The following is a 12343-nucleotide window of genomic DNA, read 5'->3' on the forward strand; positions in this document are numbered from 1 at the left end:
GGCCCGCGGCCGGTCACAACACCGCTCCCGAGCCCTCGCGGGGCCGCCGGGCGGCCTTGGGCGCGGGCGGCTGGGGTGCCGGACGGCGGTCGTACCTGGCCAGGCCGATGGCCGCCGGGCCCGCCACGAACGACGAGGTCAGCGTGCCCACGACGATCCCGGTGACCAGCGCGATCGCGAAGTCACGCAGCGAGTCGCCGCCGAAGACAGCCAGCGCGACCAGGACGAACAGCGCGCCGAGCCCGGTGTTGACGGTCCGCGGCACGGTCTGCAGGATCGCCGTGTTCACCGCCTCGGCCAGCGGCGCGGTACGGCGGGCGGCCCACAGCTCCCGCACCCGGTCGAACACCACCACCTTGTCGTTGACCGAGTAGCCGACCACGGTCAGCATCGCGGCCAGGAACACGCCGTCCACCGGCTTGCCGAGCCAGGCGAACAGCCCGATCACCACGGCCAGGTCCACCAGCAGCGCCAGCACGGTCGCCGTGCCGAACGTCCACCGGAACCGCACCGCCAGGTAGACGAGCTGGGCCGCCACGGCCACGCCGAGCGCGATGACGGCGTTGCGGCGCAGCTCCTCGCCCAGCGTGGGGCCGATGAACTCGTCACGCCGCTTGGTCACCTCGCCGACCTGCCCCTCCAGCGCGGCCTGGACCTTGGCCGGGTCGAGCTGCCCCGCGCGTACGGCCACGCCGTCGCCGGTGGCCTGCACGACCGCGCCCGGATACCCGGCCTCGCTCACCAGCCGCCGGGCCATGTCGGCCTCGACCGGCCTGGACGTGCCGAACTCCACGAGCCGGCCGCCGGTGAACTCGACCCCGAAGTCCAGCCCGCGGGTGAACAGCCCGGCCAGCGCCGCGACGGCCAGGCCGCCCGCGACCGCCAGCCACACCTTCCTGGCCTTCATGAGCTGCGGGTTCCGGCGGGCCAGCCACGTCCTGACGGCGCCGGGTGAGGCGAGGCCCGACAGGCGCGGCCCGATCCGCGCGGCGACGGCCTGGGTGAGCACGCGGGTGATCAGCATGGCCGACACCAGCGAGGCCAGTACGCCGATCGCCAGCGTCACGCCGAACCCCTTGACCGGCCCGGAGGCCAGCCAGAACAGCAGCCCGGCGGCGATGAGCGTGGTGGCGTTGGAGTCGGCGATGGCGCTCCAGGCGTTCTTGAACCCCCGGTTGAGCGCCGGCGCGAGCCCGCGTGCCGGGGCCAGGCCGTACTCCTCCCTGGCGCGTTCGAAGACGAGCACGTTGGCGTCGACCGCCATGCCGATCGCCAGCACGAACCCGGCCAGTCCGGGCAGCGTGAAGGTCGCGCCCATCGCGACCAGCGCGGCGTAGGAGATCAGGCCGTAGCACATCAGCGCGATGGCGGCCAGCAGGCCGGACAGGCGGTAGACCGCGATGATGAACAGGGCGGTCAGCACCAGCCCGACGATCGCGGCCTTGACGCTGGCCTCGACGGCGGCCTCGCCCAGCGTGGGGCCGACCGTCCGCTGCTCGACCAGGTCGAGCGGCACGGGCAGCGCGCCGCCCTTGATCAGCACGGCCAGGTCGCGGGCCTCCTCGTGGGTGAAGGACCCGGTGATCTGGGTGCTGCCGCCGGGGATGCCGGTCCCGCACGCGACGGACGGGTCGAGCTGCGGCGAGGAGATGATCTTCTTGTCGAGCACGATGGCGACGCGCCGCCTCGGGTCGCCCTCCGGCTGGCAGGCGGCCGCGCCGGTCATCTGCTGCCAGGCGTCGGCGTCGCGGAAGTCCACCGTGACCCACCAGCCGGGCCCCTGCTGCGGGTCGCTGCGCTCGGCGGCGTCGCTGACGCCGTCGCCGCTGATCGCCGCCGGGCCGAGCGCGAGCGGGCGGCCGCTCTCGTCGGGCAGCGCGGTGGCGTCGCCGTCCTTCGCCGGGCCGGTGACCGGGTGGAAGGCGAGCTGTGCGGTACGGCCGATGACCTCGGCCGCCTTGCTGGGGTCGAGCACGCCGGGCAGCTCGACGATGATCCGCTTCTCGCCGGAGCGGACCAGGGTGGGATCGACGACCCCCAGCGCGTCCGCCCGGCGGCGGAGCACGTCGAGGGCGCGGTCGGTGGCCGAGGAGTCGGCCTGGACCGTCGGGGAGTCTCTGGCCTCGAAGACGAGCTGGGTACCGCCGCGCAGGTCGAGGCCGAGGCGTGGCGTGGCGGTGAGGGACAGGATGATCGAGGTCGCGATGACGGCCAGCGCCGCCAGCGCGCGCCACATGGGCGCACGTGACATGAAGCCTCCACAGGCTCAGGTGTGCGGAAGAGGGGATCTTCAGAGCACCGTGGAGGGAGGCGCGCGGGCCGCCGCCGCGCCCTGGGGGCGGTCGGCGGCGGCGCGGGAGCCGGGCCGCCGTACGACGGCCGACCAGACCTGCGGCAGGCGGGCCGGGGCGGCCGCGGGCAGCGCCGGGCCGCCCGGCCCCGCCTGGTCGTGCCCGCCGTGCCTGATCTGCGCGAGCGGGGGCGGCGGCGGCGTGGAGCCGAGCTGGACGGCGGCGGCCTGGTCGATCGCCGCCCGGATCGCCGCGACCTGCGGGGCGACCTGGCTGTGCCCGATCCCGGGCCCGGTCCCGTGACCGGCCGCCTGGCCGATCGTGGGAAGCAGCCACGACAGGACGAGAAGAAGGGCGGCGGGCAGCCTGGTGCGCACGTCGCCTCCTTCCCGTCGTGGTGGCCGTCGTCGTGGCCGTCGTGGCCGTCGTCGTCCCTACCGTAGCCCGCCGCCGGGCCGCTCAGGGCAGGGTGCGCAAGTACGTCGGCGGCCTGCGGACCTGAGCGGCCTGCTCGAAGGCGTACGCGAGGGCGATCAGGGACGGCTCGGACAGGCGCCCGCCGAAGAAGGTGACGCCGAGCGGCAGGACGTCCCTGGCGTAACCGGCCGGGACGGTGACCGCCGGATACCCGGAGATCGCCGAGGGCGCGGAGGAGGCGACGAACCCGGTGAAGTCGTCGCCCTTGGTCAGGTCGGTCAGCCAGGCCGCGTGGTTGGTGGGGGCGAGCAGCGCGTCCAGGCGGCCGGCGGCCATCGCGGAGTCGATCGCGCGGCGGGCCAGGGTGGTGGCCTTGTCCCGGAGGGCGCGGTAGGCGGGGTCGTCCAGGTCGCCGGTGGTGGCCTGCGCCTGCTCGAAGATCTCCTGCCCGAAGTAGCGCAGTTCGGTCCCGGCGTGCCGCCGGTTGAAGTCGATCAGCCCGGCCAGGTCGGCGGGGTGCCGTCCGGGGGTGGCGGCCAGGTAGGCGTTCAGGTCGTGCTTGAACTCGGTCAGCAGCGCGGGGAACTCGGCCTCGCCGGCTTCGTCCATGCCTTCCAGCTCGACGTCCACGACGGTCGCGCCGCGGGCCCTGAGGGTGGCGACGGTGGCGTCCAGGGCGGCGCGCACCTCCTGGTTGTCGCCCGCGACCGAGCGCCACACGCCGACGCGGGCGCCGTTCAGCGCGCCGGGCCGCAGGGCCTTGAGGTAGTCGCGGTCGCCGCCCGGGACGGTCGCGGGGTCGCGCGGGTCCGGCCCCTGGATGGCCGAGAGCACGGCGGCGGCGTCGGTGACGTTCCTGGTGATCGGGCCCGCGGTGTCCTGCCGGGACGACAGCGGCACCACTCCGGCCCGGCTGACCAGCCCGAGCGTGGGCTTGATGCCGACCACGCCGTTGATCCCGGCCGGGCAGACGATCGAGCCGTCGGTCTCGGTGCCGATGGTGACCGCGGCCAGGGTGGCGGCGGCGGCGACCGCCGAGCCGCTGCTCGACCCGCAGGGGTTGCGGTCCAGGACGTAGGGGTTGTTGGTCTGCCCGCCGACCGCGCTCCACCCGCTGGAGGACGGGCTGGAGCGGAAGTTCGCCCATTCCGACAGGTTCGCCTTGCCCAGGATCACCGCCCCGGCCGCGCGCAACCGCTGGACGAGGAACGCCTCCGCGCCCGGCCGGGAGCCGAGCAGCGCCTGCGAGCCGGCGGTCGTGCGCAGCGGCGCGGCGGTGTCGATGTTGTCCTTGAGCAGGACCGGGACGCCTTCCAGCGGTCCGTGCGCGCCGCGGCGGCGACGCCGGTCGCTGGACTCGGCCTCGCGCAGCGCGGCGGGGTTGGTCTGGATGACCGCGTGCAGCAGCGGGTCCACCGCGCGGATGCGGTCGAGGTAGAAGCGGGTGAGCGTCACCGCGTCGAAGCGGCCGCGGTCCATGGCGCGCTGCAGGTCGAGCACGGTGGCGCGGTCGAGGTCCAGGCCGCGCAGGACGGTACCGGCGACGGCAGGGATAGGGGCCGCCTCGCGCGCGTGCGCGGGGGCGGCCGCGGTTAACCCGGCGGCGAGGGCGAGCGCGAGCGCGGCGGCCACTCGGCGGGCGGGCTTCATGAGCGTCATGGCTGTCGAGCCTAGCCAGAATGCTTTCGTTGGAAAATATTCCACTTCGTATATATTCTCGCGGGCTGCCCGCGTGACGCGTCCTTGTCTGGCGGGTCGTGGACAGGCGGCTGGCGTCCGGGCCACCGTCCTGTCACCCCGCCGGCCGCGGAGGCGGAAACCGTCGGTGGCCGCCCGCACACTCAGCGCATGCCCGATGAGCCTCTGGAACTCGGTGAGATCACCATCTCCGACTGGTACGCCCACAACGACAAGATGGCCGAGGTCGGCTTCCTGACCATCGCCAGACGCCTGCCCTCGCTCGTCGCCCAGGCGATGAGCATGTCCTGGCGGGCCGGCCCACGCGACACCGTGGCCACCATCGCGCTCAACCTCCTCGGCGGCCTGTTCACCGCCTTCGGCCTGCTGGCCACGACCGGCGTGCTGAGCGCCCTGTTCAGCGAGGGCCCCACCCCCGACCGCGTGCTGGCCGCCCTGCCCAGCCTCGTCCTGGTCGGCGCGGCCGCCGTGCTGCGCACGGCGGTCCAGGCCGGCGCGGGCTGGGCCCAGTCACGCCTCACCCCGCAGATCTCCCGCCACACCGAGGAACGCCTCTACGGCCTGACCAGCCAGGTGGAGCTGGTCGCCTACGACGACCCGGAGTTCCACGACAGCCTCGAACGCGCCAACCAGCGCGGTGTCACCGTGGCCAGCTCGGTGGTCAGCTCGGCCATCAACGTCGTCACCGCGGCCGTCGGCATCGCGGCGGCGGCGGGCGTGCTGGGCGTGCTGCACCCGGTCCTGCTGCCGCTGCTCCTGCTGGCCGTGCTGCCCGACGCGTGGGCCACCGTGCGCGGCGCCCGCATGCGCTACTCGACGATGTACTCCCTCATCCCCGCCCGCCGCCGCAAGTGGATCATCGCCGAGCTGCTGGCCGACCGCGAGCCCGCCGCCGAGGTGCGCTCGTTCACCATGCGCGGCTTCCTGCTGCGCATGTACGACGCGGTCGCCAAGGCCGAGCAGGACGTCCTGCTCGTCCTGGCCAGACGCCAGACCCTGGCCCGCCTGGTCGGCGAGGCCCTGGGCGGCCTCGGCACCGCCCTGGTCTACGTCGCGCTCGGCCTGCTGCTGGCCCTGGCCGCGATCCCGCTGGCGGTCGCCGGCACCGCGGTGCTGGCCATCAGGACCGGCCAGACGTCGCTGGCCAACCTCCTCTACGCCACCAACCGCCTCTACGAGGACGGCCTCTACTTCACCGACTTCCTCCAGTTCTGCGCCGACGCCGAACGCCGCGTGCCCGGCGCCCGCCCGGCGGCCGTGCCCGAGAGGTTCGAGCGCATCGTGGCCGACGACGTGACGTTCACCTATCCGGGCGCCGAGCAGCCGGCGCTGCGCGGGGTGACGGTCGAGATCAAGCGCGGCGAGATCATCGCGTTCGTGGGCGAGAACGGCTCCGGCAAGACCACCCTGGCCAAGATCCTGTCCGGCCTGTACGAGCCCGACTCCGGCGGCGTCTCCTGGGACGACGTCGACCTGGCCGACGTGCCCCCCGACGAGCTGCGCCTGCGCACGGCCGTCATCGCCCAGGACCACACCCGCTGGCCGCTCACCGCCCGCTACAACATCACCATGGGCACCGACAAGGGCGAGGCCGCCCTGGTCGCGGCGGCCTCGGTCGCCGGCGCCGACGAGGTGGTCGCGGGCCTGCCCCACGGCTACCGCACGCTGCTCGACCGCCGGTTCAAGGACGGCCAGGAGCTGTCCGGCGGCCAGTGGCAGCGCGTCGCCGTGGCCCGGGGCTTCCACCGCGACGCCGACCTGCTCATCTGCGACGAGCCCACGGCGGCCCTCGACGCCCGCGCGGAGCACGCCCTGTTCGAGCGCATCCGCGACCACTCCGAGGGCCGCACGGTCCTGCTCATCACCCACCGCCTGGCCAGCGTGCGGTACGCCGACCGCATCTACGTCCTCGACCACGGCAAGGTCACCGAGCAGGGCGACCACCAGGCCCTGATGGCGCTCAACGGCCTCTACGCCGACCTCTACACCCTTCAGGCCGCCGCCTACCGCTGATCCTCAGCGGCGCAGCAGCCCGGGCGGCACGGCCTCGGCCAGCGCCTTGTACCCCGCCGGGTTCAGGTGCAGGTGGTCGCCGACGTCGTAGGCGGGCAGCAGGTTGCGGGGGGCGGCCGGGTCGCGGGCCGCGCGGTCGAGGTCGATCACGGCGTCGAACGTGCCGCTCGTCCGGATCCACTCGTTGAGCTGCTGCCTGGCCGCCTCCCGGTGGCCGCCGGGGTCGTCGTAGGAGGTGTTGCCGCCGAAGGGGGTGAGGGTGGCGCCGTACACCCGCAGGTCCCGGGCGTGGGCGCGGGTGACGATCTGGTCGTAGGCGGCGATCAGGTCGTCGGCGACCTGGCGTTGCGCGGCCTGGGTGGCGGGGGCGGTACCGATGTCGTTGACGCCCTCGAAGACGATCAGCCAGGCCAGGCCGCTCCGGGCGAGCACGTCGCGGTCCAGCCGGGCCAGGGCGGCCGGGCCGAGGCCGTCGTTCAGCAGCGAGCGTGAGGTCCACCGGGTCGGACACGACCTGCGCCCCGGCCGGCACGACGGTGGCCGGACGGCCGTGGAAGGTCAGGGGCCGCGCGGTGCCGGCCCGGATCGCGCTCACCCCGGCCGCCTCGCCCTCCGGGAACGCGACGGAGGCCCGGGTGATGGGCAGCGGCGCGCCGCCGAAGGCGTTGGAGAAGCGCACCCGTACACGTTTGCCGCCGGCCGAGACGCGGACGGTCTGCCGCAGGGCGGTGTCGGCCTGCCCATGGACGATCTGAAAGTTTCGGCGAGGAAGCGAATATTTCTTTCGGAAGGTATGCCGGGCCGGGACCCGGGTCAACAGCGGTGCCCGCTTCTGACACGGCGCCATTCCCGTTCTGACCGGACGTTGCAAGGCAGGCGTCCCGGTGGTGCACTCAAGGGCGTTGGTTCCGACCTGCGTCCAGGCCGCCGGCGGGATCGAGGGCCGGCGGCGGACCTCGAAGGGAGAACCGTGAGACGATTACGTCCGCTGCTGCTGTTCCTGCTGCTCGCCCTGGCCACGGGCTGCGGCGGGGCCGCGCCCGGCGCCCCGGGGGGCACCGGCTCCGGCACGCCGCTGGAGAAGATCAGGATCGGCGTCATCCCGATCCCCGACAGCGCGCTCGTCTACATCGCCCGCGACCGCGGCTACTTCGCCGCCGAGGGGCTGTCGGCCGAGCCGGTGGTCGTGCAGGGCGGCGGCCCGGCGATCGACAGGATGAAGGGCGGCGCCCTGGAGTTCGGGCTGGTCAACTACGTCACCGCGGTTCTGTACCAGCGGCGGGAGCCGGGGCGGCTGAAGCTGGTCGCCGACGCCTACCACGCCGCGCCGGGCGCGTTCCAGCTCTTCGTGGCGCCCGGCAGCCCGATCAGGAGCGTGCGCGACCTGCGGCCGTCGGGCGGCGTGAAGAGGAGCGTCGCGGTGGCCACGCTGCGGTCGGTCGGCACGCTGAGCGCCGAGACCGTGCTCGCCGCGGCCGGGCTGTCGGCGAACGACGTCGCGTTCAAGGAGCTCCCCCTGCCCGACATGCCGGCCGCGCTGGCCGCGGGCACGGTGGACGTGGCCTGGATGACCGAGCCGTTCATCACCGCCTACGCCCGGCAGGGCGGCAGGTCGCTGGGCGACGCCATGGCGAACGTCCCCGCCGGGTGGCCGATCGCCGGGTGGGCCACGACCGCGTCGTACGCGAGCGCCCGTCCCCGGGCCGTGGCCGGGTTCCAGCGGGCCATGGCCCACGCCCAGCTCGACGCCCGGGACCGGACGCTGGTCACCGGGGTGCTGGGGACGTACACGAAGATCCCGCGCGAGGTCCTGCCGACGATCACGCTCGGCACGTTCCCCGCCGCGCTGGAGCCCGAAGGGCTGCAGTCGGTGGTGGACACCATGGTGAGGTTCGGTTACCTGCCCGCGCCGCTGCGGGCGGAGAGCATGATCGTCCGGCCGGCCTGGGAGCCGGGGAAGGGGAACCCATGAGCGAGACGCCGGAGCGGGCGCGGGTGCTGCGCCTGGTCGACGACTTCATCCTGTACGCCGCCGTCCGGGCCGCCCTGCGGCTGTCGGTCTTCGACCTGCTGGCCGCCGGGCCGTGCGCCGTGGACGAGCTGGCCGACGAGATCGCCGCGGGCGGGACCGGGCGTCCCGACGAGACGCTGCTGGGCCGCCTGCTGCGCACGCTGGACCACCTGCGGCTGGTCGAGCGGGACGCCCGCGGCCGCTACCTGCTCACCGGCGAGGGCGACCTGCTCACCAGCGGCCGGGACGACTCCCTGGCCCCCGCCGCGCTGATGTGGGGCGAGGAGCTGTGGCGCGACTCGGCCGACCTGCTGCACCGGACGATCACCACAGGTGAGCCCGCCGCCCTGGAGCTCCACCAGGTGGACTCCCCCTACGCCTGGCTGGGCACCCGCCCCGCGGCCGGCGCCCTGTTCAACGAGTTCATGGCCACCCGCAGCGTCACCGTGGCCCGCGCGCTGGCCGGGCAGGACCTGACCGGCGTGGACGCGGTGGCCGACATCGGCGGCGGCACCGGCATCGTCCTGGCCACGATCCTGGCGGCCCACCCGCGGCTGCGCGGCGTGCTGTTCGAGCTGCCCGAGGTGGCGGCCCAGGCGCGGAGTCACCTGGACGGCCGGGCGGGCATCACCGTGGCCGAGGGCGACATGTTCGCCGACCCGCTGCCCCGGGCGGGCCTGTACCTGCTGGGCAACATCCTGCACAACTACCCCGACGAGCAGGCCGCCAAGCTGCTGGCGCGGCTCGCCGCCCTGATGGACGGCCACGCCGAGCTGTGGATCGTGGACGCCGTCCTCGACGACGACCCGCGCCGCTCGCCGACGTCGGCGGTGGCGCTGGACATGAAGATGCTCACGCTGTTCAGCGGCGGCCAGGAACGCACGCTGACCCAGGTCGGGAACCTGCTGGGGGCCGCGGGGCTGCATGTCGCCCGCACCGATCCGCTCCCCCACGGGCTGCATCTGGTGGTGGCCAGGCAGCGCCCCGCCACGGGATGAGCCCCCGCGTGAGCCCTTCGCCGTCGCGCGCGTCCGGCGTCCGTCGACGAGACTGGCGGCCACGGGCGGGGGCCCGGGCCGCTCGGTGATGGCGATCTTGGTCTTCCCGCCACTTCGCGGCTTCTGCAAGTATTCGATCATGGAAGAAGGGAGACGCGAAGTGGCAGAGAGCAACACGGGCATTCGGCGATTACTTGCGGACTCTGGGGAGCCGCGTGGCTGGGTCCCGCTCCGGACGGATCTCGTCACCGCGCTGCTGGGGGTCTGGTTCGGCGTCGGGCTGATGATCGACGCGTGGGCGCACAGCAACCGCAGCGACCTGGAGACGTTCTTCACGCCGTGGCACGCGGCCTTCTACTCGGGGTTCGCGGCGGTGTCCGGCTGGATCATCTGGCAGGTGTTCCGCAACGTGCGGCTCGGCCGCCAGGGGCTGGCCGCCGTTCCCCAGGGCTATCTGGCCGGGCTGGTCGCCATCCCGGCGTTCGCCCTCTTCGGGCTGGCCGACATGACCTGGCACACCGTGCTCGGCATCGAGACGAGCGTCGACATCCTGTTCAGCCCGTCCCACCTGGGGCTGATCGTGACCATGCTGCTCATCATCACCACGCCGCTGCGCTCGGCCTGGAACGCCCCCGACACGGGCGTGCGGCCCTCGCTCCGGCGGCTGTTCCCGGCGCTGGCCGGGCTCGCGTTCGCGGCCACGCTGGTGTCGCTGTTCCTGTCGTACGGCGACGCCCTGCAGTACCGGTCCGCACACATCGTCGAGGCGTTCTCCGGCGTCGAGGACGCGGGCGCCGACCGTCTGGCCACCGCGATGGTCATCAGCAACGTCATCCTGCTCACCCCGGTGCTGCTGCTGGTCCGGCGGTGGAACCTGCCCTTCGGCGCGGTGACCGTCATGTACACGGTCGCCGTCCTGATGCCCGGGGCGCAGACGGCGTTCGAGAACGTGCCGACGCTGCTCACGTTCGTCGCCGCGGGCCTGGCGAGCGACGTGCTGATCCGGCTGCTGCGCCCGTCCGGCGCGCGGCGGGGCGCCTACTGGGCCTTCGCCGGGCTGTCGGCCTTCGTCACCTGGTCGCTCTACATCGGGGTCGCCTCGGCGGCCGGTGGCGGCCTGCCCGCGGTGCCCGAGCTGTGGACCGGCGCGCCGGTGGTGGCCGGGCTGATCGGCCTGGCGCTCGGTGCGCTGTTCCTGCCGAACGCGCTCCCCGCGGACGCGGCCGACGCCGGACGGGCATGATCCGGCCGCTCCGGGTCCTGTGTCTCGTCGCCGTACTCCTGCTCGCGGGGGCCGCACCGGCCGCGGCTCACAACGTCACGGCCGGTGCGGACCTGCGCTTCGCCCAGACGATCGCCGGCGCCGAGCTGACGGTCGTGATCAAGGGCACGTCGCGGGTGCCGGGGCCGCTGCTGATCGGCGTGATCGCCTACGAGCCGGCGACCGGGCCGCCGGTCGGCCTGGAGGTGCGCTCGGTCGAGGACGGCCACAAGGTGACGGCCACCGCGCAGCCGTCCGCCACCCCGCGGTACGTCAAGCTCCCGGTCGAGCGCACCGGGCCGCACGAGCTCAGGCTGACGGCGGGGGGCGAGGTCGCCGTGCTGCCGTTCCGCGTCCTGGTGGACCGGGGCTCCGCCGGCGAGTTCCTGATCTACGGCGGCCTGCTCGTGGCCGGGCTGCTGCTGGTGGGCGGCCTGCTGACCGGGGCGCTGTCGCGCAGGACCCCGGCGATGCTGCTGGCCGGGGGCGCGGCGGCCGCGGTGACGGTGGCCGCGATGGTCGTCGTGTTCGAGCCCGCGCTGCCGCCTCCGCCGCCCGACGGCGCCGTCCCGACGGTGGACACGCGGGCGGTGGGGGCGCCGGCGGCCGGACGGCCCTTCGCGCGGGGACGGGTGACGACCCTCCCGGCCAGCCCGGCCCCCGGCGAGGAGTTCACGCTGCGCCTCGACCTCACCGACGGCTCGACCGGGCACCCGGTGGACGATCTCGTCCTGCACCACGAGGCGCTCGCCCACCTGGTCGTCACCAGCGAGGACGGCGCGTACTTCCGGCACCTGCACCCGCTGCGCACCGCGCCGGGACGGCTGGAGGTCCGGCTGCGCGCCGACCGGCCGGGCCGGTTCCTGGCCTACGCGGAGCTGGAACGCGAGGACTCCGGCGGCCAGCTGCTCGACGGCGCGTTCCGGGTCGCCGGGCACGCGCCTGCCGTGCTGCCCACGCCGCCCGCCACGGGGATCACGCCGGTGCTGCGGCCGTCCGTGCCGGTCGCGGGGCGTCCGACGGCGATCGAGGTGGGCATCGGGGTCACGCCGCGGCAGTGGCTGGGCATGTCCGGGCACCTGATCGTGCGCAGCCAGGACGGCACGTTCTTCGGCCACGTGCACGAGATGGGCGTGCCCGCGCCCCGGCTGCGCTTCACCTTCAGCTTCCCCGCCCCGGGCCGCTACCTGGCCTGGGCCCAGTACGCGGCCGGCGACCGGATCGTCACCGTGCCCTTCACCGTCGAGGTCGCGGAGGCTCTCGGATGAGGCGGATCCTGGCCGTCGCCGTCCTGCTCGCGGCGGCCCTGGCGGTGTTCCTGTACGTGCGCGGCTCGGCGCCCGGCCCGCTCACCCTCACCAGCGCGGGCACGCGGTACGCCGTCACGGTCGTCGTCCCGAGGCCGACGGCGGGCCGCGTCACGGCCGAGGTCCAGGTGACCTCCGGCGAGCCGCGGACGGTGACGCTGTCGACGGTGATGCCCGGCATGGGCCACTCGACCCCGGAGATCGTCGCCGACGCGCGGGGGCCGGGCCGCTACGTGGCCGAGGGCGAGCTGTTCCCGATGGCCGGGGTGTGGGAGCTGTCGGTCCGGCTGAACGGCGCGGCGGGAGAGGAGGTGCTGGTGGTCAAGGCGCCCATCACGGGATGAAGA

The 12343-nt window shown here is 74.3% G+C and carries 11 protein-coding genes; 7 read left to right on the forward strand and 4 right to left on the reverse strand.

From position 1 onward, the window contains the following. Positions 1–13: 13 nt before the first annotated feature. From secD to ABZ815_RS34690, 3 genes are all read right to left on the reverse strand, one after another. Complete coding sequence (secD, locus tag ABZ815_RS34680; protein WP_357705424.1) at positions 14–2251, reverse strand: protein translocase subunit SecD; 2238 nt, start codon at positions 2249–2251, stop codon at positions 14–16. Between the two features lie 39 nt (positions 2252–2290). Further along, complete coding sequence (locus ABZ815_RS34685) at positions 2291–2668, reverse strand: hypothetical protein (protein WP_357705425.1); 378 nt, start codon at positions 2666–2668, stop codon at positions 2291–2293. An 82-nt stretch (positions 2669–2750) separates the two neighbouring features. Then, positions 2751–4367 carry an amidase gene (locus tag ABZ815_RS34690; protein ID WP_357705426.1) on the reverse strand — a complete coding sequence of 539 codons (1617 nt, stop codon included), beginning with the start codon at positions 4365–4367 and terminating at the stop codon, positions 2751–2753. A 189-nt stretch (positions 4368–4556) separates the two neighbouring features. Here ABZ815_RS34690 and ABZ815_RS34695 point away from each other — a divergent pair, with 189 nt between their 5' ends. Further along, complete coding sequence (locus ABZ815_RS34695) at positions 4557–6419, forward strand: ABC transporter ATP-binding protein (RefSeq protein WP_357705427.1); 1863 nt, start codon at positions 4557–4559, stop codon at positions 6417–6419. Positions 6420–6422: 3 nt separating this feature from the next. On the opposite strand, the gene ABZ815_RS34700 is transcribed toward ABZ815_RS34695, so the two are convergent. Further along, positions 6423–6851 carry a GDSL-type esterase/lipase family protein gene (locus ABZ815_RS34700; protein ID WP_357705428.1) on the reverse strand — a complete coding sequence of 143 codons (429 nt, stop codon included), beginning with the start codon at positions 6849–6851 and terminating at the stop codon, positions 6423–6425. 56 nt (positions 6852–6907) lie between these two features. Here ABZ815_RS34700 and ABZ815_RS34705 point away from each other — a divergent pair, with 56 nt between their 5' ends. The 6 genes from ABZ815_RS34705 to ABZ815_RS34730 all read left to right on the forward strand — a co-directional run bounded on the left by ABZ815_RS34705 (position 6908) and on the right by ABZ815_RS34730 (position 12340). Next, complete coding sequence (locus tag ABZ815_RS34705) at positions 6908–7174, forward strand: hypothetical protein (RefSeq protein WP_357705429.1); 267 nt, start codon at positions 6908–6910, stop codon at positions 7172–7174. A gap of 215 nt (positions 7175–7389) precedes the next feature. After that, positions 7390–8391: an ABC transporter substrate-binding protein gene (locus tag ABZ815_RS34710; protein ID WP_357705430.1), complete on the forward strand. Its 1002-nt coding sequence runs from the start codon at positions 7390–7392 to the stop codon at positions 8389–8391. Then, on the forward strand, positions 8388–9428 hold the full coding sequence (locus tag ABZ815_RS34715; protein WP_357705431.1) for a methyltransferase: 1041 nt from the start codon (positions 8388–8390) through the stop codon (positions 9426–9428). The genes ABZ815_RS34710 and ABZ815_RS34715 overlap by 4 nt, the downstream gene beginning before the upstream one ends. A 160-nt stretch (positions 9429–9588) precedes the next feature. Further along, positions 9589–10671, forward strand: a complete 1083-nt coding sequence (locus ABZ815_RS34720) for a hypothetical protein (protein ID WP_357705432.1) — start codon at positions 9589–9591, stop codon at positions 10669–10671. Beyond that, entirely contained in the window at positions 10668–11957 is a 1290-nt protein-coding gene (locus tag ABZ815_RS34725) for a hypothetical protein (RefSeq protein ID WP_357705433.1), read from the forward strand. The genes ABZ815_RS34720 and ABZ815_RS34725 overlap by 4 nt, the downstream gene beginning before the upstream one ends. Then, positions 11954–12340, forward strand: coding sequence for a FixH family protein (locus ABZ815_RS34730; RefSeq protein ID WP_357705434.1), 387 nt, complete (start codon positions 11954–11956; stop codon positions 12338–12340). Before ABZ815_RS34725 ends, ABZ815_RS34730 begins: the two co-directional genes overlap by 4 nt. The last annotated feature ends 3 nt before the right edge of the window (positions 12341–12343 follow it).

The sequence above is a fragment of the Nonomuraea sp. NPDC047529 genome, assembly GCF_040642995.1.
Classification (GTDB): domain Bacteria; phylum Actinomycetota; class Actinomycetes; order Streptosporangiales; family Streptosporangiaceae; genus Nonomuraea.

Coding starts and splice junctions, on each gene's coding strand:
- secD (WP_357705424.1), bottom strand. CDS start 2,251: ATGTCACGTGCGCCCATGTGGCGCGCGCTGGCGGCGCTGGCCGTCATC.
- ABZ815_RS34695 (WP_357705427.1), top strand. CDS start 4,557: ATGCCCGATGAGCCTCTGGAACTCGGTGAGATCACCATCTCCGACTGG.
- ABZ815_RS34725 (WP_357705433.1), top strand. CDS start 10,668: ATGATCCGGCCGCTCCGGGTCCTGTGTCTCGTCGCCGTACTCCTGCTC.
- ABZ815_RS34730 (WP_357705434.1), top strand. CDS start 11,954: ATGAGGCGGATCCTGGCCGTCGCCGTCCTGCTCGCGGCGGCCCTGGCG.
- ABZ815_RS34690 (WP_357705426.1), bottom strand. CDS start 4,367: ATGACGCTCATGAAGCCCGCCCGCCGAGTGGCCGCCGCGCTCGCGCTC.
- ABZ815_RS34715 (WP_357705431.1), top strand. CDS start 8,388: ATGAGCGAGACGCCGGAGCGGGCGCGGGTGCTGCGCCTGGTCGACGAC.